The organism is Psychrobacter sp. ER1 (assembly GCF_048631835.1).
Classification (GTDB): domain Bacteria; phylum Pseudomonadota; class Gammaproteobacteria; order Pseudomonadales; family Moraxellaceae; genus Psychrobacter.
This window is the reverse complement of sequence record NZ_CP184640.1, coordinates 2,287,180-2,311,350: the sequence shown is the minus strand read 5'-3', so window position 1 is coordinate 2,311,350 and position 24,171 is coordinate 2,287,180. Positions and strand designations below refer to the sequence as shown.

Here is a 24,171-nt window from a genome sequence, read left to right as displayed (position 1 = left end):
GGAGTACATGATGACATCAGCCATAAACTTCGCTGAAGAATTTAGCTCAAAGCTTCCAGCCTTAACCTTGCTCACCACGCTGGGCTACGAGTTCATTCCGCCAAATCAATGTAACGCCATGCGCTCAAAGGTTGTTTCAAATAAGGCTACTGACCAAGTCGTATTACTGCCGATCATGCGTGCATTTTTAGCTGAGCAAATTTTTACGTTTGAAGGTAAGGCGCATCATCTATCAGACAGCGCCATTGATAAGATCATGCATGAACTAAATCCGGTGATGAACTTAGGGTTGCAGGCAGCAAACGAGGCGCTTTATAACGCTATGCTGTATGGCGTGACCGTGACTGAGTTCATCGATGGTAAGAAAACTTCGCAGACCATCGCTCTGATAGATTGGAATAACATCGATAATAATAGCTTTCACGTTACCGAAGAACTGGTGGTACTCAATAGCGAGGGTACGAACAGTCGTAGACCTGATATTGTTTGCTTTATAAATGGTCTACCGCTGGCAGTGATAGAAGCCAAACGCCCTGATTCGAGTAGAGAGTGGCAATCGACTAATGCCCAAGCAGTATCCCAGCATATTCGCAATCAAAAGCCAAAAGAAATACCTCATCTATTTGCCTATAGCCAGTTATTGCTAGCGGTCAATGGTAATGACGGTCTGTATGCCACTTGCAGTACGCCTGAGAAGTTTTGGACAAAATGGGTCGAAGAAGAAATCTCTGAGCCTGAGTTCCATCGTTTAAAGAACCAAGCGCTCAGTGATGAGCAGGTTGATAACTTGTTTGGTGATCGTCCTGCCTCTATCAAAGAGGAATATAAGTCTTTGATTGCTGGTGGTGATCTAGCCGTCACCGACCAAGACCGCTTAATCATCAGCCTTTTGCAGCCTGAGCGTTTGCTTGAGATGACACGCATGTTTACCTTGTTTGACAAAAAGGTGGGCAAAATTGTTGCTCGTTATCAGCAAGTCTTTGGTATTAAAGCATTGATTGAGCGTATCAGCACCTTTGACGGCTCTGATGGTAAGTCGGGTAGTCGGCAAGGTGGTGTCATTTGGCATACCACAGGCAGTGGTAAATCATTCACGATGGTGTTCTTCTCCAAAGCACTTATTTGGTTAGAGGAGCTTGCGAAGTGCCGCGTTATTGTTGTCACCGACCGTGTCGATCTTGAAACTCAGCTTAGTCAAACTTTTGCTTCTGGTGGTGTGCTCAGTGATCGCGATAAATCCGATGCCATGGCAACCTCTGGTCGCCGTCTAGCGCAGCAAATCGGTCACGGTAACGAGCGCGTTATCTTCTCTATTATTAATAAGTTTGGTTCAGCCGTTAAATATGATGAATGCTATAACGACAGCCCAAACATCATCGTCATGGTCGATGAAGGTCACCGTAGCCAAAATGGTGAGAACAATATCCGTATGGCGCAAGCCTTGCCAAACGCTGCTTTTATTGCCTTTACAGGTACACCGTTGCTAAAGGATGATAAGACCGAAAACAAATTCGGTAGCATTATTCACTCTTATACCATGCAGCAAGCGGTCAAAGACAAAACGGTCACGCCACTCTTATACGAAGAGCGTATCCCTGAATTGAATACCAATGATCAAGCCATTGATGCATGGTTTGACCGTATCACCCAAAAGCTCACCGATGATCAAAAAACGGATCTCAAACGTAAGTTCTCGCAAAAAGGTCAAATCTATCAGGTTGAAGGTCGTATTGAGTTGATCGCTCATGACATCTCTGATCACTTCCAAAACTTTAAACAGCAGCACCTTAAAGGTCAACTGGCCTGTGACTCTAAAGCCTCTGCTATCCGCTATAAGATGGCATTAGATAAGATTGGCAAAGTGACCTCAGTGGTTGCCATGTCGCCACCTGATACCCGTGAAGGGCATGATACTGTCGATGGCGAGTCAAAAGACATTGTCCAGAACTGGTGGCAAGCCAATGTCGCCAATCAGTATGGCGGTGATGAAAAAGCCTATACCAAAGCCATCATAGAAGCTTTTAGTCAGGATGATGGTCCTGACATTATGATCGTTGTCGATAAGCTACTAACGGGCTTTGATGAGCCAAAAAACACCGTACTGTATATCGATAAGCCCTTAAAGCAGCACAACCTGATTCAGGCAATTGCACGGGTAAACCGCTTGCATGAGAAGAAACGCTTTGGTTATCTGATTGACTATCGCGGCATCTTAAAAGAGCTGGATGTCACCATTGAGAAATACCAAGACTTAGCCGAGCGTACGCAAGGCGGCTTTGATATCGAAGACCTCAAAGGTCTATATAACGCGATGGATACTGAGTATAAGCAGCTACCCAGACTGCATAACGAGCTGTGGGCAATATTCTCATCAGTGAAAAATAAACAAGATGGGCAAGCGTTAAGACAGGTGCTTGCACCAAAGATGCAGGAAATAGAGGGCAGAGTAGTCGATACCAAGCTTAAAGAACGTGACGACTTTTATGCAGCTTTAACCACATTTTCTAACGCTATGAAAATTGCGCTGCAATCGGCGTCTTTCTTTGAAGATAAGTCATTCGATAGTAAGCGTGATCGCTACAAAGCCGATCTAAAAGCCTTTATCAATCTACGTAAGCAAGTGCGCGAGGATGCTGATGAAACCATTGATTACGATGAGTATGAAGCGGACATTCGCAGCTTACTTGATAAGCACATTGCAGGGCTTGAAGTTCGTGAGGCAAAAGGTGCTTATTTGGTTGGCAACCTAGGTAAGGATGTTAAGCCTGAAGAATTAAGCGATGATGAAGCCCGCAACCAAACGGATAAAATCACTGGTCGGGTGACCAAGATGATTGAACAAGATTTGGCTGATGACCCTTATGCCCAAGAGTATTTTTCTAAATTGCTCAAGCAAGCTATTGCGGATGCCAAGGCAATGTTCGATGCACCCGTGAAGCAGTACATGATGTTTGCTGATTTTGAGCAAGCTGTCAAAGACCGCGATGTCGCTGATGTACCGAATGCGTTTATCGATGATAGTGGTAAATTGAACAAACATGCTCAGGCGTACTTTGGTTTGTTTAAACACTTATTTGATATTGATTTCTTAGCGGATAAAGAGCTAGATAATGACAAGCTGGTCGCTTACGCCTTTGAGATTGATAGTATCGTTAAGACAGCAGTTGCTGAGTATTCTATTAACCCAGCAGAGATCGAAAATGCTATTAGTGTCAAATTGCTACCGATGTTATTTATGGATTTGGGTATCGACAAAGCGCAACAGCTCATCGAGGAAGTGCTAAAGATTACCCGTCTTGGACTTTCAAGAGACAAGTAGCCTAAGAGCAGCAAGAGGGTAGTAGGTAATGACTGAGAATGGCGTATTTTATTATGGTCAATATAAGATTGACTATGAAGTCGTGCGTAAAGAAGTAACTTATAAAGAGAAGATAAAGAAACCTGAAAGCGACAAGCTGATTGCTAAAAAGACCAAGCCTCGAAAAGTGGTTATCAAAGTACACCCTGATCAGCGTGTGGTTGCCACCGCACCTGTCGATGCTACCGATGAGTTGATTTATGATGCACTCATGAAACGTGCTCGCTGGATATGGCAAAGCCTACAAGACTTTGCCAAGCAACAAGATCATGTATTACCCAAGCGCTATGTCAGCGGCGAAACCCAGTTTTATTTGGGTCGTCGTTATGTGTTAAAAGTGATAACTAGTACAGAAACTGCTGATGGGATAAACAGCACGGTGAAGCTCAGTCGCGGTAAGTTAAATGTAGAATTGTCTGAAAGCGATTCTACAATAGACCTCGAAGCACGAACTGCTATCGTCAAAAGCCTAATTGACGAGTGGTATAAAACTAAAGCAAAGCTTATCTTTATAGAACGCCTGGAGGTGGTATTACCTAAAGCAGCGTGGGTAACTGATACGCCAGCTTTCAGACTGTTAGTTATGAAGAAGCAGTGGGGTAGCTGCTCTACTAAAGGCAATCTAATACTTAATCCGCACTTAGTAAAAGCACCAAAGGAATGCATCGATTACGTGATACTCCATGAGCTGTGTCATATCGCTGAGCATAATCATAGCGAGCATTTTTGGCGGTTATTAACGCAGGTAATGCCGAACTGGAAAGAGGTAAAAGCGAGGCTTGATGAGATGGCTGAGCTTTATTTGAATGAGTAAATCATAATACCTTTATCGCAATTAACATAAAAACCACCTTCAAAAAGTAGCTATCAACTAAAATAACCCGCGTCAGGCGGGTTATTTTGAGTTCAGTTCTAAAACGCTTTTTAACTATGGCGTACCTGCATGCCCCACTTTCACTTGCACAGCTAACATACGTCCTTTGGTTTCTGCCTTGCGAGAGTCTTCATCCCAGTCTGGCGCCGCGCACATAAATAATGTCTTACCATCATGTCCACCAAGAGTAACCGCAAAGATACCATCAGGTGCAGTATCGATAGTTTCTAAAATTTCACCACCCTCTGCTATGCGTACCGCTCGCTGGTTTATGGTATCTGCGATCCACACAGCACCCTCGGTATCCAAGGCCAAACCATCAGGTAATATGCTGGCATTTTCTATACGTAGACCCAGATTTGGCTCATCACCTAATTCTCCAAAATTAGCAAAGTTACGTTTTTCTCCGAGGCTACCATCTTCTTTGATATCAAATTGCGTAACTTTATTGCCAAATAGCTCGTTAACGATCAATGTTTTTTGATCTGCAGAGATAACCATCCCATTTGGAAATGCCAATCCTTCAGCGACAACCTTTGAGCTTCCATCAGGCTTAACCAACACAAGCCCTGTGTTTTCATGGTCAGCGCCACCCATCAAATCAAAACCAAAGTTGCCGACATAAGCATTACCATTAGCTGAAACAACCATATCATTGGCATGACCACCGCAATGCTCCCAGATATCGGCGTGAACGACCAAGTTACCATCATTTTCTAGTCGTAAGACTTTGCGGTCTTTCATCGATACAACCAGCAAACGCCCATCAGGCAACCATCCTAAACCGGAAGGCTGTTGTTCAACATGAATGATTTTCTCTGCTACTCCTTCATCATTAACTCGATAAACGCCTTGAGTATAGAAATCGACAAACCATAGCGCATTTTGATACCAGCGAGGTCCTTCTAAATAGTGAAAGCCATCAACAGCAACTTCTATTTCATATTTCGACATAATCATCTTCCTTGATTGATAGACAAAATTATTTAAACAATATTTCTTATCAGGCTATTTCTTCATATATAGCAGTGACTTCTTCTAAAGTCATATCTTTAGGATTGGTTGCGATTAGTCGTGCATAGGTATTGATAACTATGTCGGCTAGGGCAGGAATATCGTTCTTTGTAATATCCAATTCACTCAAACGGTATTTAAGACCACTGTTTTCCAAAAACATTTTTAGTTGACTAATAAATGAATTCGCTGCGTCTAAATCTGTCATTCCAGCTGTTTGAGTAGGCATGACAGCACGAGCAAGCTCTGCGTATAGAGGAGCAGCTTCTGATAAGTTAAATGTAAAAACACCGCACATGACGAGTGCATTAGCATGTCCATGTGGAATGTGGAAGTTAATACTAAGGGGATAGGAGAGTCCATGAACGGCGGCTACAGAGGCATTGACGAAGGCTATGCCTGCCAGTGTGGAACCTAACAGCATATCGGCACGAGCATCAATATTGTCACCTTGGTTTAATACTTTTCCAAAATTACTCCAAAGCATCTGTAAGCCTTTTAGTGCTAGCGCATCTGAAATAGGATTCTTTTTAGTGCGACTCGTGTAGGCTTCAATACAATGCACCATGGCATCAAGCGCGGTTGCTGCAGTGATATGACGAGGTAGTTTTAGTGTTAATGTTGCATCTAAAATGGCGACGTCAGGTAGGATTTTAGGAGTATAAATAGCCTTTTTACTGCCATCCTTTGCGGTAATCACGGAGACAAAAGTAGACTCTGCGCCCGTACCAGCAGTGGTCGGTATCGCAAACAGTGGTAGTTTTTTGAAACCGCTAATATCTTTATCCAAAATATCGTTAACGGACTGAAAGTCGTTTGGATATAAGGCGACAATCTTTGCTGTATCAATAGAGCTTCCACCACCTAAGCCAATGATCAAGTCACATTGATTGTCTCTTGCACGCTCAATAGCGCTTTCAACAATTTCAATGGGCGGGTCTGCAACGACACTATCGAACACAACGACATTAACACCGGCTTCCTGTAAGGATTGCTGGGCGATATCGACATAGCCTAGTTCGGAGATACCAGCATCTGTAATAATGATGGCTGATGTTGCAGAATATTGTTTTGCTAAGACCCCTAGCTTTTGGCGCATGCTGTCAGCTTCGCTGACAATATGACCATTAGTATAAAATTCAATCCCTGTCATTCTGTTCTTCCTTGTATATATACTCACTTGTTGAGAACAAACGATGCAAAAGTAAGAGTGCTCTTATATCGATTAGACTCTTATAAGGCGTCAATGCTTTTCAAGCATATTAGGTAACTACTTACCTTATTAACATGTTTACTTTCAATACATTTTTTACAAGAGCAGTGTGCAGTGAGCTGCAAAAAAACGTATTAAAAGATTCTAGGTACCAGAAAAGTAAGCAATATCTGAATTTACTAGCATGCTTAACTAGCCGATGTTTGTAAGGTATTACATTATCATAAACATTAGAGAATAGTCATTAAATGATTTGACAGCTATCACTTTAGTTGATAATTTCAGATGAGTGTTCAGTTGTACGTTAAGTATATATTGACCTAATTATTTATAACCACTAATAATGGTGTATTTAACTTACCTGTCAAATACTATAAAAACATAAGTTAAATTAATGAACTTATGACTACTATCAAAAGGAATTGATAATGAAATTAGCACCCATTTTTCCGATAAGTGTGCTAGCCGCGATGAGCCTTTTAGGTTGTTCAAACCAATCTAGTAATGGTGCGACTTCTTCAGAAGAGACCACTGTTTTACGTTTCTCACATTTCTATCCTGCAACATCTGATATTAATAAAGAGATTTTTGAACCTTGGGCAAAAAAATCGAAGCTGATTCGGGCGGGCGTCTTAAAGTTGAGGTATATCCTTCGGCCACTATTAGTAAAGCGGATACAGCTTATGAGTCTGCTGTAAAAGGAACCATTGATATTGGCTCACAAGTACAAGGTTATACAAGTGGTCGATTCCCATTATCTCAGATTGCAGAGCTTCCAGGATTATCTAACTCATCAACACAAACAGGCTGTATGCTGCAAACCTTGTATGACAATGGTACGATTGCTGACGAGTATAAAGATTCACACTTGCTCTTTATGTTTGCCACAGGACCTGGAACCTTGCACAGTACTAATAAATTGATCAGAACTCCTGAGGATATGAGAGGTATGCGTATTCGTAGGCCCTCAGCAGTTGCAGGTGATATCATCGAAAGTATGGGAGCTTCTCCTGTGGGGCTACCTGCCAATGATATATATACTTCTTTACAGCGTGGTGTCGTTGATGGATTAAGCTTTCCGTGGGAAGCTATGGAGACTTTCAAACTAAATGAGTTGACGAAGTATCATACTAATATGCCATTTTATAGTTCTGCTTTAATGGTAACTATGAATAAAGCTAAGTATGAAGGTCTGCCAGAGGACTTGAAACAAGTTATTGATGACAATTCAGGTATGGCGCTTAGCAAGAAAGTAGGGGCCATGTGGGATAAGACTTATTCAACGCAGCTACAAGCAGCTATCGATCAAGGAGACGAAGTTGTCGATATCCTAGACCCACTCAATGACCCATATTGGAAAGGCCCACTTGAAAAAGGTACAAAGAAATATCTTGATGATGTGGAGTCTTTAGGACTAGATGCTTACGGGGTCTATGATAAGGCTAAAGAAGCTAGTGTAGTCTGTAAAGTGTAATCTGATAAAAATTTTAGCTAAAATATAGCTGAACTGACTAAATTGAAAAAGCCCCAACTTTGAGCTGAGGCTTTTTTGTTTTTTTTGATTCTAACTATTTCAAGATTTACCTACCTAGGACAAACTGTCCACCAGAAAAGCTAATACACCCCTCACAAAACCAAGAGTTCAATCTCCTTGCATGAGGAATATCTGCTGGGACATCTAATGGATAGGGACGACCACAGTACTCACAGTGTACGTCATCTAAATAAACCTGACATTTTGCAAGTGTAGCAAATAAAACATCAGTCTCCGTGTTGTGTTCATAACAAAGCAGTTCTAAATGCGCTATATAATCACTGGGCGACACATAGGACCAATACTCATGACACAAACGCTTCGCTGTATCATCAAAAGCTGAATCAAAGACGAAGTTCATGCTCATAACATTCTCCTTAGTATCCATAGCCAGTTTGAGGTAGTAGCTCGTAAAGCTCACTCTGTAGCTGACTACACATATCATCAACGACATAGTCAGGATTGGCCTCTAAGCGCATTTGAACCCATATGCGCAGCGCCGTATGATTATCAAAGCAACTATCAATACTTAGGAACCTAGCCAAATCAGTACCTGACTGAATACAGAGCTCACAAATGAGGTAGTTAGCAATATTATCTGCGCCATTACTGACATAGCCACTAGGTTTAAACGTCGCATGCAATTTATCGTAATCAATCATTTTCATTGTGAGGCCCCTTATCGGTAGATACCTGAGCAATCTGACTGCGATTGACCAATGCTTCAAATGCACTACCATCCTGCCGAGTCATATTCGGTACGTAACGGCTATATGTGTTGAATAGCATCTTAGTTGTAGAGTGTCCCATTTGACTGGCAATCCACTCAGGACTTTCGCCAGCAGCCAACCATAGCGTTGCTGCGGTATGACGAGTCTGATAAGCATTACGCTTTTTGAGACCCAAAATCTTAAGAGTAGGGTGCCAAACACGTTTATTTACGTTGTTATAATCAAGTGGTTCACCTGTATGCGCGCAAAATACATAGTCAGATCGCTTATAAGTGATGGTCTGCTGTTCCTTCAGAGCATCGTAGACCCAAGGTGACATTTGAATCGCACGGTAAGACTCCTGAGTCTTAGGAGGAACAATTTTGCCCTTAACATAAGCTTGTTTGATCACAATCTCACGTCGATTAAAATCAATGTTCTCCCACGTTAACCCATCGATCTCACTCGTACGCATACCTGTAAAAAAACGTACCAGATAATAATTGCGATAGTCTGCTCTTACGCCGTTGATAAACGTCCAAACCTCACTTAGTGTGAATGGTTGAATATCTGTTTTGGGCTGTTTGAGCGCATTGATATCGTAATAAGGATTATCAAATTTATAGCGTTTCGCTGCTTCTTTTAGTATCATACCTAAAGGTACCATGATCGAATTGATGCGTGCCGCTGACAGATGTTTGTTAGCTTTTCCGTACGTTACTTTGGCGAGCGATGAACGGAAGGCTAATACATCTGTCTTTTTTATGAGATGAATGGGTTTAGTCCCAAACTTAGCAATCAAGTACATATCAATAATCTCCTTTATTTTGCGCTTATAGGTATCGCGCCATTCAATTTCTTTTTCAGAGAACCATAATTCTGCAAACTGTTCAAAAGAGGGCGTATCGGTATTAATACATTCCTTGCGATCGTTTAACGCTACCATCTGTGCTGCTTTGTCACTTTTTGGAAAGTACTTAGCGTAATTAAACAGACCTAGGGTGATTTCTGCTTCCATTTTCTCAGCCACCTTCTCAAGCTTCTTGCAATTCGCTGGCGTGTCTGTAAGGTTTGTCGTCTCCCGACAGCGTATACCCATATAATAAAAATCGACAAATAGCATATTGCTTCCTTTGCGCCTTCTGATACTAGCCATCCTATTTCTCCTTATTGTAGTGCCATGGCGTTGATGCTACCGGCAATGCCAGTGCGCATATCTTTTTCAATCTCTTCCCAAATGTACAAAATCTTACGACCACCGAACGGGCGTATATAATGAATACCCTCGATAAGCACGCTATCTTTGAGCTCATTACGGATAGTACGAGGGTTATATTTGATGAGCTCAGAAAGCTCTTGGGTAGTTAGGTAGGTATGTGACATAATAAATTCCTTGTAAGCCAATTAAATAACTAGGTTGTTTTATCGAGACAATAAATACTTCTATGGAATTAATTTGTTGTTCGATAGAAGTACTTTACTAGCTATCGTTAGTCGATGCAAGTACTTTTTTAGTCCATTAAGGAATTATTAATGATTTTATGTAATTTACCAGTGCTACTAGCTGAACGACGTATGAAGGTGGCAGATATAATAAGAATGACAGGAATTAGTAAGTCGACAATGCACAAGATCTATAACGAACAGACTTCAAGAATAGATTTTGACACTATGGATAAAATTTGTGAGGCACTAGATATTGAAGTAGGTGATTTATTTACTTATGTACCTAACGAGTCGCTAGATAAAGAGAAGTAAATAAATCTTGAGAGTGTTTTAGATAATTTGGGGTAGAGGTCAAAAGTGCTACTCTGGAAGGAATGCTAAATAGAGAGCAGGCACAACTTAGGCACAATTTGGGCACACACATTTTTTGATGACGTTTGCGGAAAGTGAGAAAAGAGGAAGTTTGCATCGACGTATAGTTTCCTTTTTCTCTGCAGCCCATATTTCACGGACAAAAAAAAGCCCCAATCTTAAGATTGGGGCTTTTCGAATCTGGTAGGCGTAATCGGATTCGAACCAACGACCTCTACCATGTCAAGGTAGCGCTCTAACCAACTGAGCTATACGCCTATTTAGGTTGAGCATTTTAGCAAGTTTTTCAGACTTTGCAAGCCTTTTTTATAATTATCTTATTTTATTATCATAATATTTGACGTCACGCGTTATTATCAAATACTACAGTATGTTTTTTATGTATATTTTCTAAATATTTATTTTAACCAGTTTAGTTTTTATTGTTAATAATAGAGTGTAACCTAATGGATCAGCGCCTATAACTGGTATTATATCTCTCTAACAAATGCGATGGTCATAATACGATGACGTAAAGTCATTCGTATTAAACAAGCATTTAATGAAAATTAGAATTAGAATTAGTCGGAGAATGACATGGGCTTATTGGTCGATGGTAAGTGGCAAGATAAATGGTACGACACGGAAGAAAATGGTGGTCGATTTGAGCGTGAAGATGCCGGGTTTAGGAACTGGGTAACGGTAGATGGCAGTGCAGGTCCTACGGGCGTAGGCGGGTTTAAGGCTGAGCCTGATCGCTATCATCTATATGTCTCACTGGCGTGTCCTTGGGCACACCGTACTTTGGTTTATCGTAAGCTCAAAGGTTTGGAGCAGATCATTCCGATCTCTGTGGTCAACCCTTACATGGGAGAGAATGGTTGGACGTTTGCAGAGGGCGAGGGCGTAATCCCTGATCCGCTGATCAATGCAGATTATGCTTATGAGCTTTATATTAAAGCAAAACCCAACTATACGGGACGGGTTACTGTTCCGATTTTATGGGACAAAAAGACCAATACGATTGTGAGTAATGAATCATCAGAGATCATTCGTATGTTTAATTCAGCTTTTGATGAGGTTGGCGCACTAGCAGGGGATTTTTCGCCAGCATCTTTATTGCCAGAAATCGATGATATTAATGCGTTTGTCTATACGACGATTAATAATGGTGTGTACAAGGCTGGATTTTCGACCACACAAGAGGCTTATGAAGAGGCGGTGATTGAGCTGTTTGCTGCATTAGATACACTGGAAGCGCGCCTAGCAGATAAGCGTTACCTCACAGGGAGCACTATCACCGAAGCGGATTGGCGACTATTTACCACCTTAGTTCGTTTTGATGCGGTCTATGTTGGGCATTTTAAATGCAACCTACGCCGCATTATCGACTATCCAAACCTGTGGGGATATCTGCGTGATCTATACCAAGTTCCAGGTATCGCTGAGACAGTAAATATGGAGCACATCAAGCAGCACTATTACACCAGCCACGCCAATATCAACCCCACTCGTATCATCCCTATTGGCCCTGCTATTGATTTTACGACAGCACATCATCGTGACCAGCTATAGACATGTTTGCTTTATACATGTGAACAAAAACGGCTTAGTATAAATAGAATTTCAATAAAAAACACCCCAGCGACTATGAAGCAGCTGGGGTGTTTTACAATGTAAAAGGCATTTTAATTGATATTAACCATTGTTTAGCTGACGGGCTGCCTCTAACGCAAAGTAAGTCAAAATACCATCGGCACCAGCACGGCGGAAACCAATCAGAGATTCTAAAATCACAGCATCACTGAGCCAACCGTTCTGGATAGCTGCCATATGCATGGCATATTCACCAGAGACTTGATAGGCAAAGGTCGGTATACCAAAGGTATCTTTGACTTCACGGATAAGGTCTAAGTATGGCTGGCCTGGTTTGATCATGACCATGTCAGCGCCTTCATTGATGTCCATAGCGACTTCATGCAAGGCTTCTGCACGATTGCCAAAGTCCATTTGATACTGTTTTTTGTGCCCGCATTTTAAGTTACCAGCGCTACCAACAGCATCACGGAACGGACCATAGTAAGCAGAGGCATATTTGGCGGAGTAGGCCATGATAGCCGTATTAACAAAGCCTTCTGCCTCAAAGGCATCACGCATGGCTTTGATACGCCCATCCATCATATCACTCGGAGAGATGATATCGGCACCAGCACGGGCATGCACAAGGGCTTGCTTAACCAATACCTCGATGGTTGCATCATTGATGACGTAGCCGCTGTCATCGAGCAGACCGTCTTGACCGTGCGATGTATAAGGGTCTAGTGCGACATCAGTCATGACGACCATCTCTGGTACGGCGTCTTTGACCGCTTTGACTGCGCGTGCGGTAAGACCATCTTCGTCGTAAGCGGCTTTGCCATCAGGGGTTTTCAATGCGTTGTCAATGACAGGGAATATGTCGATAGTCGTCACACCCTCTGCCAAGAGCTCTTTGGCATAATTAATAAGCAAATCGATTGATAAACGCTCAACACCCGGCATGCTAGAGATCGTCTCGCGCTGATTGTCGCCTTCTAATACAAAGACAGGCGCGATAAAGTGCTTGGGATGTAGTTCGACTTCACGAATCATTGCTCGTACATTGTCGTTATAGCGTAGACGACGCAAGCGAGTGGCAGGGTATTGGCGGTTAAACGTATAGCTCATAATAATTCCTTACTATCATTTTAGTAGTTATGGTGTTGCTCGAGTGAAAATTATTTTATAAGTCATTTTTTATGGCGTCATGCTTTATGGCACTGGCTTCTCAAAAAAGCGACTTATAAAACGATTTTACTATAACTAACAGGCTCAAAATAAAGCAAAAAGCCCTACCAAGTTAAGTCGGTAGGGCTGATGATACTTATCGACTATCAACGTAAAGATACGATTACGTCACGAGATTATGAGCCCATCATTTAATTTAAGGCTCGACAATCTGTGTCACAGGCACGTGTTCAACGCTCGCATCATTGAAGCGAGTCTCTTCAGTGACCACGCCGACAGCGGCATCTTTCTTACCATCGTCATTCACATCGACGATAGCAGTCGGTTCAAAAGTAGTCGTTTCTACCGTTTGCGACTGCTTAATGGCGACAGCTTCTTGCGGGGTAGTCACACGCGCTGAACCAGCTGCTTTAATGGCATTTGTCGCTTTGGTTTTTGCACTAGTAGCAGTTCCAGTGACAATCTGCGCCAAGTTGGTGTGCTGCGGTACAGGGATGACGGTCGGTACATCAAGGTTCGCACCGCCACCAAGCGCTTGGTACAGCTCAATCTGGCTAACGATTTTCTGTAGCTCTAAATCTAGGATACCTTGCTGAGTAGAGAACAGTGAACGCTGCGCATCAAGTACGTCTAAGTAATTGTCCAGACCTGCTTTAAAGCGCGCATCTGCTATCTGATAGGTCTGCTCAAAATTATCTTGCAGACGATACTGCGCCTCTAACTGCTCACCAAGAGTTGCACGAGTAGCAAGTACATCTGACACTTCGCGGAATGCCGTTTGGATAGAGCTCTCATAGCTAGCAAGCGTTTGTTCACGTTCGATTTGAGCCACATCATAGTTGGCATCTAGACGGCCTGCATCAAAGATAGGGACGCTAATGCTAGGTCCAAACGACCAGCCAACGGCACCATTTTTGAACAAGTCATTTAGGCTGCCGCTACTAACGCCCACACTACTGGTTAAGCTAATAGATGGGAAGTAAGAGGCACGGGCCACTTCGATATTTGCACCAGCCGCTTTTAGATTGTATTCCGCTTGTAGTACGTCAGGACGATAACGTAGTAATTCACTTGGTAGACCGGCATTAAATATCTGCTGGCTAGTGATATTGCTGACAGCAGGTGTTGGGATAAGCTCGTTTGGAATCGCGCCACCAACCAAGTACTGCAATGCATTGCGTGATTGGAGAACGCTGGTCTGTGCACGTAATACGGCAAGCTTGGCACTCTCTAATGAGGCAGCAGCCTGCAATAAAGGCAGTTTTGCGTCAATACCTGCTTCAAAACGTTTATCCGCGATAAATAGCGAGCGCTCACGACTCTCGACTGTAGCTTCAGCCAGTTTTAACTGCGCTAAGCTATAGCTTAGGTTAGCGTAGCTTTGGGCAATATTACTAATCAAGCTGATTTGGGTCGCATCTTTGGCTGCTGTCGTCGCCAAAAGTTCTGCAATGCTTGATCTTTTAAGCTTGAGATTTTACCCCAAAAGTCGAGCTCGTAATTGGCAAGGCCCAAGTTGACACTGTAGCTACTACTAGCGTTTCGATCAGTACGATTCTGTGCTGAGCGAGTATAACCAGCACTGCCGTTGATAGCTGGTAAGTCGTTAATATCGGTAATCTGATACTGTGCACGTGCTTTTTCAATCGCTAGGCGCGCACTTTCAAAGTCTTTGTTTTTTCAAGACCGAGAGCAATCAAACCTTTTAGCCGCTCATCGCTATAAAAATTCTGCCAGCGTTGACTGGCAATGCTTGCTTGGTCAGCACTACTGACAGTCTCTTTATCAAATGCACCGTAAGATTGCTGCATAGGAATATTTGGCTCTGCTAGCACAGGACGCATATCCGCTTTTGGAATGGTGTTACAAGCGGCCATGCTGATTGCCAATGCAGTCAGCCCTAACAGGCGGCCACTGTTTTTGCGCAAACGAGATAGTGCTGGCTGCGCATCGATAGCTGTAATAGCTACCGATGATGAGTTGATGATAGATGTTTTTTGAGCACTCATTGTGTATTGTCTCCAAGACTTGCAGGCTGATAACTCTCAGAAGGTGTTGGGTTATGCGAGTCAGGCGTACCATTGCCACCATCTTTATCATTGGGTGTGTTGTTCTCATATTTATGCGGGAACGCGCTACGCACCCAGATATAGAACATTGGGATAAAGAAGATACCTAAGAGGGTTGCTGTGACTACCCCACCAACAACACTAGTACCAATAGCGTTTTGACTGCCTGAACCTGGCCCATTCGCCAAGAATAATGGTACAACACCCAAACCAAAGGCAAGTGAGGTCATGATAATCGGACGCAAACGTTGGCGTGCTGCGGTCATGACGGCCTCTGTCAGACTATAGCCTTCTTCTTGGTGTTCTTTGGCAAATTCAATAATCAAAATGGCGTTTTTGGCGGATAGACCAACGACAGTCAGTAGACCAACCTGCAAGTAGATATCATTGGCAAAACCACGTAGCCAGGTAAATATCACTGCACCCAATACCCCAAGTGGAATAACTAGTAGCACAGAGAAAGGAATCGACCAGCTTTCGTACAAAGCTGCCAAACATAAGAAGACAACTAGGATTGAAAGCGCATAAAGCATTGGCGCTTGGGCACCTGATTTTTGCTCTTCCAATGACATACCTGTCCACTCGTAACTGATACCCTCAGGTAGCTTGTCTATCATCGCTTCCATTGAGCTCATTGCTTCACCAGTACTTAGTCCTGGTGCGGCGCTACCTTGGATGTTCATGGACGGTAGGCTGTTGTAACGAGTAAGACGCGGTGAGCCTGACTGCCACTCACTACTAGAGAATGCATCAAACGAAATCATATCATTCATGTCATTTCGTACATACCATTTGCCAATATCATCAGGGTTGGTACGGCTGCTGGCTTCACCTTGTACATAGACACGTTTGATACGGCCACGATCGATGAAGTCATTAACGTAGCTTGAGCCCCACGCTGTTGAGATAACGCTATTGATATTGCTTAGTGACAGGCCATAAGCCGCCGCTTGTTCTTGATTGATATTTACTTTAAGTTGTGGCGAGTCTTCTTGCCCGTTAGGACGTACGCCAGCTACTTGATCGTTCTGCGCGGCCATACCTAAGAGCATGTTTCGGGCTTCAAGTAGCCCGTCATGTCCGAGGTTACCACTGTCCTGAAGCATTAAGTCAAAACCACTGGCATTACCAAGCTCGGTAATCGCTGGTGGGACGATGGCAAATACTTGAGCTTCATTTATCTGAGTAAGGAAATACCCCATCGCTCGACCAGCGACAGCTTGAGCGGTGTTTTCATCGCCCGAGCGTTCCTCCCAGTCTGATAAGCGCACAAACGCCAGACCCATATTCTGACCTTGACCTGCAAAGCTGAAGCCTGCAATGGTAAAGACAGAGGCAATGTTATCGGTTTCTTGAGTGTCGTAATAGTTTCTGACTTTATCGAGCACTTCTTGCGTTTCATCTAATGTCGAACCAGCAGGAAGCTGAACCAAGGTAAACATAATACCCTGATCTTCTTCTGGTAAAAACGAGCCGGGAATACGTAAGAACACAACCGCCATGATACCGATGATGGCTGCATAGCCAATCATGTAAAGCCATTTAAAACGAATACTCTTGCCGACAAAGTTTTCATAAGAGCGGCTAAGTTTAAAGAAGCCACGGTTAAACCAACCAAAGAAACCCTTTTGCTTTTCAGTACTGCCTTTTTCGTGACTCTTACCGCGTTTGAGTAAAGTGACACATAGCGCAGGCGTAAAAATAAGCGCGACCATGGCTGACAGCACCATGCTGGTAATCAACGTGATGGAGAACTGGCGATAAATCACCCCTGTTGAGCCACCAAAGAACGCCATCGGTACGAATACTGCAGACAAGATAAGCGCAATACCAATAACGATTTTACTGATTTCACCCATCGACTGGATAGTTGCATCTTTTATAGAGATGTGAGGATCTTCTTCTAGTATTCGCTCGACGTTCTCTACCACGACGATCGCATCATCGACCAGCAGACCGATGGAGAGAACCATAGCAAACATGGTCAAGACGTTGATACTAAAGCCTGCAATATACAACACTGCAAAGGTACCCAAGAGTACGACAGGTACGGCAAGGGTCGGGATAATGGTGGCACGCCAGTTCTGTAAGAAAATGAACATAACGATAAATACCAACACAATCGCTTCAATGAGGGTCATAACGACTTGTTCAATAGACAAGCGTACAAATGGTGTGGTGTCATACGGAACGACTGAGGCTAGACCAATTGGGAAGTTTTTTTCCAGCTCAGCCATACGTGCGCCGACGGCTTCACGAGTCTCAAGGGCGTTTGCGCCACCAGCGAGTGAAATACCTAAACCGGCTGCTTCTTTACCATTGTATAAAGACACAACGCTATAGTTTTCACTGCCGATTTCGACATCTGCCACATCGCCTAAGCGTACTTGTGCGCCTGAGGTATCTGTTTTTAGTAGAATGTTTCGGAATTCTTCAGGCGTTTGAAGATAGCTTTGCACCGTGACCGTGGCATTGATAACCTGTTGGTCGGTATCAGCAGGTGCTTGACCTAACTGACCGGCAGATACTTGTGCGTTCTGCGCTCGTATCGCATTGACCACATCTGAAGGTATCATGTTGTAGCTACGTAGGCGTGAAGGGTCAAGCCATACACGCATCGCATAAGTAGAGCCAAAGACTTGAACTTCACCCACACCCTCTACACGACTGATCGAATCGACGACATTAGAGTTAATATAATCGGCAATATCTGCCCGATCCATGGTGCCATCTTCAGAAATAAATGCTTGCACCATCAAAAAGCTGCTAGACGATTTATTGACGTTGACACCTTGACGCTGAACAGACTCAGGCAAGGAGCTCATCGCTGCTTGCAGTTTGTTCTGTACTTGTACTTGAGCTGTGTCAGGATCTGTGCCGTTTTCAAAGGTAAGCGTCACTGAAGCACTACCATTTGACGAGCTCGATGACGACATATACATCAGACCATCGAGGCCTTTCATACGTTGCTCAATGATCTGTACGACTGAGTTTTCGACGGTTTGTGCATTAGCACCAGGATAGCTTGCACTGACCGAAATAGTCGGCGGTGCAATACGTGGATACTGTTCGATCGGTAGATTAATAACCGATATCACCCCGATGAGCATGACCAAAATAGCCATAACCCATGCAAAAATAGGGCGATTAATAAAAAAACGTGACATAGTATATCCCTAAGTCTTCCTATCTTTGAATGGAATTAGTTAGCAGCGGTTTCTGTAGGTTTCTTAGCAGAAGTTTCGTTACCAGCTGGCTTATCCACCGTTTTTGCAGCTTGCTGAGGCGTTTTGGCGTTTGGCGTGCCTTGTCCTTTTGCAGATGGTGCTGGATTTGCACTTTCTAGTGGTTTGGCGACCACCTCTTGGTCAGGCTTAACCTTAGCACCGCCAATCACAACTACTTTGTCACCTGCTTTCAAGCCTTCAGTGACGACCCATTGTCCATCGTAAGTACCATTAATGGTGACCGGACGTACTTGGATTTTATTATTTTCGTCAACGATATAGACTTGCGTCTCACTCTTCGGCGTACGAGTGACTGCACTTTGCGGGACAAGGGCTGCGTTGGTAATAACACTCTGTGTCAAACGTGCCGTGACATACATACCTGGTAGCAGGATGTTATTGCTGTTTGGAAAAATAGCACGTAAGGTGACAGCACCTGTTGACTCATCAACTTTGGCTTCCGACAGTGCAAGCTTACCGCGTACTGGGTAAACAGAACCGTCTTCTAGCACCAATTCAACTGAGTTCATACCTGGCTGAGCAGTACCATCTGCAATCTGCTGACGAAGCTTGAGCAACTCAGAAGAAGACTGGCTGATATCGACGTAGATAGGGTCTAAGCGTGAAATAGTCACCAATGGATCTGCTTGACCAGCACTGACTAGAGTACCAGCAGTGACGCTAGAGCGATCAGTACGACCGGTAAGCGGTGCGCGTACGATTGTACGGTTTAGATCTAAGGTACTGGCTTCTAAACCTGCTTTTGCAGTCTGGATGCCTGCTTTTGCACTCTCAATACCTGCTTGAGTTTGACCGACAGCGGCGGCGGCGCTTTGTACTGCTGCTTGTGCTGTACGTACGGCTGTTTGTGCTTGATCGTACTGCTGCTTTGAGATGGCATCAATACTGACCAGACCTTGCAGACGTTGTAAGTCATTTTGCGCTTGTGCTAATGACGCTTGACGACTGACCAACTCAGCTTTTGCATTGGCATTGTTTGCCACAGCAGTTTGATAGTTAGCTTGTGACTGCTGTACGGCGGCTTGGCCACTCGTTACAGATGAGGCATAGTTGTCGGTGTTGATGCGATATAGTGGCTGACCTTTTTGACGTTACTTCCTTCACGGAATAGTACTTCGTCAATCACACCGTTGACCTGTGGGCGGACGTCAGCAGTTTGATAAGCTGCAGTACGTCCAGAAAAAGTTTGTACTTGAGGGACGGTATCGAGAGTGACTGTTTGAACGTTGACAACCGCAGGCGGCATTTGCTGCTGTGCGGCTTGCTCACCAGCGGCGTCCTCGTTTTTGTCACAGCCAACCAGTACAGCTCCAGATAGTACAGATGCTATTACAAGCGCAAGATAAGAGTGCTTCATCAATGTCCTCGGCAATATATATAAATAGTGACAGTATAAAAATCGATCAATAAGTTTGGCGTACTGAATATAAGGGTCTTGCTAATGCTAAATAACTTACTAATGCTAAATAAAAAGAATAAATAGCCTAAGCTAGCATTATTTATTCCAGTTTCAGATGTTTCCGTTAGCGAAATATGACTAATAGAAAATCTGACATCGATATGGATTAAGTATCGAAAGGATTATTTAGCATTAATTGTTTAAGCAAACCACAGAATGGATTAATAAATTTAATGAGTCATTATAAACTATTGGGGTAACCCCACAGTCAAGTAGTTTCAGATATGAGCTGGACCGAAAAGCGGTAATATTACAGTTTACGAATTAATAGATTGCCGTCATAGTAAGCGTCGTCTCTATTAACAGCTAATAGAACCATGCACAACCTAGTATCAAAATATATTGTAAACTTTTGTTATAAATCTAAAACCCTATAGTAACTAAGGTTTTTTAACGATAGAAAATCGACTTTGTCAACAAAATGACAGTTTTAGCAACCCCTAATTACAGTCATAAAAAATAACTATCAGTATCTCTCTACCTAGCGTTATCAAACTTTGACCGACTGTCCAAAAAGCCTTATACGATTATAGTACTGCAAGGATGTATGAAACTTAAAGAAAGGTAACGATTTGGCTGACATGCTAGTTTTTAAGAGGGTAATTTCTAATTTATGGGCTTTTTATTTATCAATTGCTAAAGAAATTTGCTAAAAAGCTTTGCTAAAAAATTCTGTCAAAAAAGAGTCGTCTTAATTAGCTAATAATAAAGACGACTCAGCTTTAATTATACTAGTCGGGCGCTAGCGAGTTCAGTCAATTGATATAAGCCTGTACGATAACGGTTGTCTGGTAGCGTACTAAGGGCATCTTGCGCCAGTTTAGTTTCTTCCAGCGCGCGCTGCTTACAATAAGCTAATGAGCCAGAATTACGTACCAATTCAATCAGCTGCTCAGCGTTTGGTGTCTTACCTGTCTGAACGGCGATACGCAACTGCTCATAGCCTTCAGTGTCGCTGTCTTTGAGTAGTTCGAGTGCTTTGATAGTCGGTAGGGTAGGCTTGCCTTCAGCAAGGTCATCGCCTAGGTTTTTGCCCATTACGTCGCTATCGCCACTATAATCAAGCACATCATCGATAATTTGAAACGCATTACCAAAATGCTGTCCGAAATCGCCTAATGCCGTCATATATGCTGTCTTGTCTTGCAAGATAGCAGCACCTTGGGTCGCCATCATGAACAGGCGTGATGTTTTGCCATCGATAATGCGTAAGTAATCTTCCTCTGTCGCGGCAGGGTTATGTTGGTGCTGTAGCTGTAACACTTCGCCTTCAGCAATATCACAGGTCCCATCAGAGAACACTTGCAACAATGGCAAGCTCTGAAAACCAACCAAAAGATTAAAAGCACGGGCTATGAGATAGTCACCGACCAATACGGCAGTGGCATTGTCCCATGTGGCGTTTGCCGTCGGTTTACCGCGGCGCTGTCCTGATTCATCGATCACATCGTCATGCACTAAGGTTGCAGTATGTAGCATCTCAGTAATGGCTGCTAGGTGCATCGCTTTTTCTGATGGATTGTCGTCAAACATACGGGCACACAATAGCGTAATCAGCGGGCGCATACGTTTGCCGCCAGCATTGATCACGTGTTGCGAGACGCTCATAACAAGCTGTACTTTTGAGTTCAAACTGCCAAATACTTGCTTGTCCATTACCTCAAAGTCATTGGCTACAATACTTTGAATATCAGCATAGCTAGGCGTCGATTGAGAGGCAGGCAGGGTATTATTTAAAGAGGTACTAGTCATAATAAATAGTCATATTAATAAGAGTAAAGAGAGTTGGTATAACCTTGACTTTATCTATCTATAGGTAAGGTATTATTTCGCTTATGATAGCATAGCTATCTGCTTAAATTGTTGGTTAAAGTATATAGCACAAGTAGGTCAAGCGTATGATATACAGGGCTTACTATGCCTATTGAATAGAATAAAAATTATAAAAAATGTCTTATGTTTTGCAGATATATCTTCTAGCGCATTTTAAGCTTATTGGTCACATAAATGATTCACAAAAGGCTGTAAGTAACTGATTGCATAAGTTATAATGGCCGCTGTTGGGCTTAATCTATCACTTATTATTACTATTTCTCATGTTTATATTCGTATTGTCATTTATCGACTTTCCTTGATGAGCAGCCGTTATAGCAAAATGAGAGATGGTCATTAGTGTAACCACCTTGCAAAAACAAGAGGCGCGGCTTGCTTTTATGAGCAAAAAGCCGTAAAATCTTGCCTTTAATTTTTCCCTGTCGTGTTCGTCGTAAAAGCGTTGGTATAACATCAGCCACGGCACACGGGTTAAACGGAGTCATACAATGTACGCAGTAATCAAAACTGGTGGTAAACAGCACCGTGTAGTCGTCGATGAATTGCTTAAAGTTGAACTACTAAAAGCAGAAAAAGGCGAAACAATCAAATTTGAAGACGTGTTGATGGTTGTTGACGGCGATAACGTCAAAATCGGTCAGCCTGTTGTTGACGGTGCTAGCGTAGAAGTTGAAGTTGTTGAGCATGGTCGCGGCGAAAAAATCCGTATCATCAAGCACAACCGTCGTAAGCATTATCACAAAGAACAAGGTCACCGCCAATGGTACACCTTGTTAAAAATCAAAGCGATTAATGCCTAATTATCCATTTAGCAATTATTGCTAAATAGCGCACTAAATGCTTAAGAGTTATCACATCAGCGATAAGTCAAATTAACAAGGAGATTTTCTCATGGCACATAAAAAAGCTGCCGGTTCGAGCCGTAACGGTCGTGATTCAAACCCAAAAATGCTAGGCGTAAAAATCTTTGGTGGCCAAGCTATCACAGCTGGTAACATCATCGTTCGTCAACGTGGTACAGAATTCCACGCAGGCGAAGGCGTTGGCATGGGTCGTGACCATACTTTATTTGCACTGAATGACGGTGTTGTAAAGTTTGCGACCAAAGGTAAATTTAACCGTCGTTATGTTACGGTTGAAAACGCATAATTATCTATTTAGGTCGTTTTATTCACTGAATAGAATGATCAGATAATTAAAAAGCCCTTACTGCCTTATGGTAGTAGGGGCTTTTTACGTTTGTAGGGTGATATAAATTAATAATAATTCTTTTGAGCGATATTTTTAAGGCCACTATTAGCTTAATTACTGTAGCTAACACTTATAAATGCAAACTTTTACCGTGTAACTGTATTGGTTACAAGCGTGTATGGCAGCCGTAGTAAAGATTGCAAATCATGACTAGGCGCGTAATAAAAAACTGGCACACTGTTGCCATTGCTGATGGTTACCAGCTTTAGCTTGGTAAAATCAGTATTTATAGAAAACAAAAATTTCAATAGAACATTTTATTTTTAGCGACAACTTTAAAGCGATTATGCTTTTTAGAGAGGATTTATGGTGAACTTATCTACGAAAAAATCAACCAAACAAAAATTGATGAGTGGTGCTTTAGCAGGTGTATTAATGACATCGCTAGGTATCGCAGCGCCAATGATGGCATTGACTCAAACGGCTACAGCAGCTCCTGCTGATAACCTAACAGCTGCTAAACGTTTGAATAAATTGCTGACCAATACCAAGAGTATGACGGCCAATTTTAGTCAAACGACTAAAGGCGCGAGTAGTGGTACGTTTAAAGGCTCTATGAGTGTACAACGTCCAAATAACTTCCGTTGGGAAACCAAGTCACCATCAGAGCAATTGATCGTTGCTAATGGTAACTCTATGTGGGTTTATGACAAGGATTTAGAGCAAGCGACTAAGCAGAATGTCGACAGCCAAGTAGGTAATACGCCAGCTTTGCTACTGTCAGGTGATCCAAGCAAGATTGATCAAAACTTCAAAATCACTCAGCCATATGACAACAAAAACTACTACGTACTCTATCCTAAGTCAGACAGTGCAAGTTTCAAAAGTCTTTCAATAAGCTTTAGTGGTGGCAAACCTGTCATGATGGTATTGAATGACACCTTGGGTCAAACAACCTCTATCAAGTTTAGCGGTATCAAAATGAACCCAAGTATTGGTAGCAGTCAGTTTAAATTTACACCACCAAAAGGTGTTGACGTAATTAATCAGTAATTAACCGATATGTTGCTAGGTTTTGATATCAGTTCAAAATCAGCAACGTAAT

The 24,171-nt window shown here is 42.8% G+C and carries 18 protein-coding genes, 1 tRNA gene and 2 pseudogenes; 8 read left to right on the top strand and 13 right to left on the bottom strand.

Annotated elements, in window-relative coordinates:
- The first annotated feature begins 7 nt into the window (after positions 1 to 7).
- Complete coding sequence (locus tag ACOBWA_RS10710; RefSeq protein ID WP_420229331.1) at positions 8 to 3,319, top strand: type I restriction endonuclease subunit R; 3,312 nt, start codon at positions 8 to 10, stop codon at positions 3,317 to 3,319.
- A 28-nt stretch (positions 3,320 to 3,347) separates the two neighbouring features.
- Complete coding sequence (locus ACOBWA_RS10705) at positions 3,348 to 4,172, top strand: M48 family metallopeptidase (RefSeq protein WP_420229330.1); 825 nt, start codon at positions 3,348 to 3,350, stop codon at positions 4,170 to 4,172.
- Between the two features lie 114 nt (positions 4,173 to 4,286).
- Here the strand turns inward: ACOBWA_RS10705 and ACOBWA_RS10700 are convergent, their stop codons facing one another.
- Together ACOBWA_RS10700 and ACOBWA_RS10695 are read right to left on the bottom strand one after the other, a co-directional pair.
- Positions 4,287 to 5,186 (bottom strand): SMP-30/gluconolactonase/LRE family protein, encoded by a 900-nt coding sequence (locus ACOBWA_RS10700; RefSeq protein WP_420229329.1) that lies wholly within the window; start codon positions 5,184 to 5,186, stop codon positions 4,287 to 4,289.
- A gap of 49 nt (positions 5,187 to 5,235) precedes the next feature.
- Positions 5,236 to 6,399: an iron-containing alcohol dehydrogenase gene (locus ACOBWA_RS10695; protein WP_420229328.1), complete on the bottom strand. Its 1,164-nt coding sequence runs from the start codon at positions 6,397 to 6,399 to the stop codon at positions 5,236 to 5,238.
- Between the two features lie 488 nt (positions 6,400 to 6,887).
- Here ACOBWA_RS10695 and ACOBWA_RS10690 point away from each other — a divergent pair.
- Positions 6,888 to 7,933: pseudogene (locus tag ACOBWA_RS10690) on the top strand (TRAP transporter substrate-binding protein).
- 106 nt (positions 7,934 to 8,039) lie between these two features.
- Here the strand turns inward: ACOBWA_RS10690 and ACOBWA_RS10685 are convergent.
- Genes ACOBWA_RS10685 through ACOBWA_RS10670 form a run of 4 tightly spaced genes read right to left on the bottom strand, consistent with a single transcriptional unit; the run spans position 8,040 to position 10,086 of the window.
- The gene (locus ACOBWA_RS10685) at positions 8,040 to 8,360 is read right to left on the bottom strand and encodes a hypothetical protein (RefSeq protein ID WP_201549472.1); all 321 of its coding nucleotides are present in this window, start codon (positions 8,358 to 8,360) and stop codon (positions 8,040 to 8,042) included.
- Positions 8,361 to 8,370: 10 nt separating this feature from the next.
- Positions 8,371 to 8,661 carry a hypothetical protein gene (locus ACOBWA_RS10680; RefSeq protein ID WP_420229327.1) on the bottom strand — a complete coding sequence of 97 codons (291 nt, stop codon included), beginning with the start codon at positions 8,659 to 8,661 and terminating at the stop codon, positions 8,371 to 8,373.
- The gene (locus ACOBWA_RS10675) at positions 8,648 to 9,859 is read right to left on the bottom strand and encodes an Arm DNA-binding domain-containing protein (protein ID WP_420229326.1); all 1,212 of its coding nucleotides are present in this window, start codon (positions 9,857 to 9,859) and stop codon (positions 8,648 to 8,650) included. Before ACOBWA_RS10675 ends, ACOBWA_RS10680 begins: the two co-directional genes overlap by 14 nt.
- 11 nt (positions 9,860 to 9,870) lie before the next feature.
- Positions 9,871 to 10,086, bottom strand: coding sequence for a hypothetical protein (locus tag ACOBWA_RS10670; RefSeq protein WP_045447035.1), 216 nt, complete (start codon positions 10,084 to 10,086; stop codon positions 9,871 to 9,873).
- 150 nt (positions 10,087 to 10,236) lie between these two features.
- Between ACOBWA_RS10670 and ACOBWA_RS10665 the strand changes: the two genes are divergently transcribed.
- The gene (locus ACOBWA_RS10665; RefSeq protein WP_238051263.1) at positions 10,237 to 10,461 is read left to right on the top strand and encodes a helix-turn-helix domain-containing protein; all 225 of its coding nucleotides are present in this window, start codon (positions 10,237 to 10,239) and stop codon (positions 10,459 to 10,461) included.
- A 241-nt stretch (positions 10,462 to 10,702) separates the two neighbouring features.
- Here the strand turns inward: ACOBWA_RS10665 and ACOBWA_RS10660 are convergent.
- A tRNA-Val gene (locus ACOBWA_RS10660) sits at positions 10,703 to 10,779 on the bottom strand.
- Positions 10,780 to 11,097: 318 nt separating this feature from the next.
- Between ACOBWA_RS10660 and ACOBWA_RS10655 the strand changes: the two genes are divergently transcribed.
- Positions 11,098 to 12,075, top strand: a complete 978-nt coding sequence (locus tag ACOBWA_RS10655; RefSeq protein WP_420229325.1) for a glutathione S-transferase family protein — start codon at positions 11,098 to 11,100, stop codon at positions 12,073 to 12,075.
- Positions 12,076 to 12,198: 123 nt separating this feature from the next.
- Here ACOBWA_RS10655 and hemB read toward each other — a convergent pair whose 3' ends face one another.
- The 6 genes and pseudogenes from hemB to ACOBWA_RS10625 all read right to left on the bottom strand — a co-directional run bounded on the left by hemB (position 12,199) and on the right by ACOBWA_RS10625 (position 21,794).
- A complete protein-coding gene (gene hemB / locus ACOBWA_RS10650) occupies positions 12,199 to 13,206 on the bottom strand; it encodes a porphobilinogen synthase (RefSeq protein WP_420229324.1) in 1,008 nt (335 codons plus the stop codon).
- A gap of 256 nt (positions 13,207 to 13,462) precedes the next feature.
- The gene (locus ACOBWA_RS10645; protein WP_420229323.1) at positions 13,463 to 14,707 is read right to left on the bottom strand and encodes an efflux transporter outer membrane subunit; all 1,245 of its coding nucleotides are present in this window, start codon (positions 14,705 to 14,707) and stop codon (positions 13,463 to 13,465) included.
- Positions 14,708 to 14,915: 208 nt separating this feature from the next.
- Positions 14,916 to 15,275, bottom strand: coding sequence for a hypothetical protein (locus ACOBWA_RS10640; RefSeq protein ID WP_420229322.1), 360 nt, complete (start codon positions 15,273 to 15,275; stop codon positions 14,916 to 14,918).
- Positions 15,272 to 18,502, bottom strand: coding sequence for an efflux RND transporter permease subunit (locus ACOBWA_RS10635; RefSeq protein ID WP_420229321.1), 3,231 nt, complete (start codon positions 18,500 to 18,502; stop codon positions 15,272 to 15,274). Before ACOBWA_RS10635 ends, ACOBWA_RS10640 begins: the two co-directional genes overlap by 4 nt.
- Before the next feature lie 35 nt (positions 18,503 to 18,537).
- Positions 18,538 to 19,940, bottom strand: a pseudogene (locus tag ACOBWA_RS10630) (efflux RND transporter periplasmic adaptor subunit).
- Positions 19,941 to 20,768: 828 nt separating this feature from the next.
- Positions 20,769 to 21,794: a polyprenyl synthetase family protein gene (locus ACOBWA_RS10625; protein ID WP_420229320.1), complete on the bottom strand. Its 1,026-nt coding sequence runs from the start codon at positions 21,792 to 21,794 to the stop codon at positions 20,769 to 20,771.
- A 569-nt stretch (positions 21,795 to 22,363) separates the two neighbouring features.
- Between ACOBWA_RS10625 and rplU the strand changes: the two genes are divergently transcribed.
- The 3 genes from rplU to lolA all read left to right on the top strand — a co-directional run bounded on the left by rplU (position 22,364) and on the right by lolA (position 24,119).
- Entirely contained in the window at positions 22,364 to 22,675 is a 312-nt protein-coding gene (rplU, locus tag ACOBWA_RS10620) for a 50S ribosomal protein L21 (protein WP_057761012.1), read from the top strand.
- Positions 22,676 to 22,766: 91 nt separating this feature from the next.
- Positions 22,767 to 23,024 (top strand): 50S ribosomal protein L27, encoded by a 258-nt coding sequence (gene rpmA, locus ACOBWA_RS10615; protein WP_021813611.1) that lies wholly within the window; start codon positions 22,767 to 22,769, stop codon positions 23,022 to 23,024.
- A gap of 408 nt (positions 23,025 to 23,432) precedes the next feature.
- Entirely contained in the window at positions 23,433 to 24,119 is a 687-nt protein-coding gene (gene lolA, locus ACOBWA_RS10610; protein ID WP_420229319.1) for an outer membrane lipoprotein chaperone LolA, read from the top strand.
- Positions 24,120 to 24,171: the final 52 nt, after the last annotated feature.

Excerpts from the sequence above, each read along its gene's own strand:
- ACOBWA_RS10710 (WP_420229331.1), top strand. The coding sequence starts at position 8 with ATGATGACATCAGCCATAAACTTCGCTGAAGAATTTAGCTCAAAGCTT.
- ACOBWA_RS10705 (WP_420229330.1), top strand. The coding sequence starts at position 3,348 with ATGACTGAGAATGGCGTATTTTATTATGGTCAATATAAGATTGACTAT.
- ACOBWA_RS10700 (WP_420229329.1), bottom strand. The coding sequence starts at position 5,186 with ATGTCGAAATATGAAATAGAAGTTGCTGTTGATGGCTTTCACTATTTA.
- ACOBWA_RS10695 (WP_420229328.1), bottom strand. The coding sequence starts at position 6,399 with ATGACAGGGATTGAATTTTATACTAATGGTCATATTGTCAGCGAAGCT.
- ACOBWA_RS10685 (WP_201549472.1), bottom strand. The coding sequence starts at position 8,360 with ATGAGCATGAACTTCGTCTTTGATTCAGCTTTTGATGATACAGCGAAG.
- ACOBWA_RS10680 (WP_420229327.1), bottom strand. The coding sequence starts at position 8,661 with ATGAAAATGATTGATTACGATAAATTGCATGCGACGTTTAAACCTAGT.
- ACOBWA_RS10675 (WP_420229326.1), bottom strand. The coding sequence starts at position 9,859 with ATGGCTAGTATCAGAAGGCGCAAAGGAAGCAATATGCTATTTGTCGAT.
- ACOBWA_RS10670 (WP_045447035.1), bottom strand. The coding sequence starts at position 10,086 with ATGTCACATACCTACCTAACTACCCAAGAGCTTTCTGAGCTCATCAAA.
- ACOBWA_RS10665 (WP_238051263.1), top strand. The coding sequence starts at position 10,237 with ATGATTTTATGTAATTTACCAGTGCTACTAGCTGAACGACGTATGAAG.
- ACOBWA_RS10655 (WP_420229325.1), top strand. The coding sequence starts at position 11,098 with ATGGGCTTATTGGTCGATGGTAAGTGGCAAGATAAATGGTACGACACG.
- hemB (WP_420229324.1), bottom strand. The coding sequence starts at position 13,206 with ATGAGCTATACGTTTAACCGCCAATACCCTGCCACTCGCTTGCGTCGT.
- ACOBWA_RS10640 (WP_420229322.1), bottom strand. The coding sequence starts at position 15,275 with ATGAGTGCTCAAAAAACATCTATCATCAACTCATCATCGGTAGCTATT.
- ACOBWA_RS10635 (WP_420229321.1), bottom strand. The coding sequence starts at position 18,502 with ATGTCACGTTTTTTTATTAATCGCCCTATTTTTGCATGGGTTATGGCT.
- ACOBWA_RS10625 (WP_420229320.1), bottom strand. The coding sequence starts at position 21,794 with ATGACTAGTACCTCTTTAAATAATACCCTGCCTGCCTCTCAATCGACG.
- rplU (WP_057761012.1), top strand. The coding sequence starts at position 22,364 with ATGTACGCAGTAATCAAAACTGGTGGTAAACAGCACCGTGTAGTCGTC.
- rpmA (WP_021813611.1), top strand. The coding sequence starts at position 22,767 with ATGGCACATAAAAAAGCTGCCGGTTCGAGCCGTAACGGTCGTGATTCA.
- lolA (WP_420229319.1), top strand. The coding sequence starts at position 23,433 with ATGGTGAACTTATCTACGAAAAAATCAACCAAACAAAAATTGATGAGT.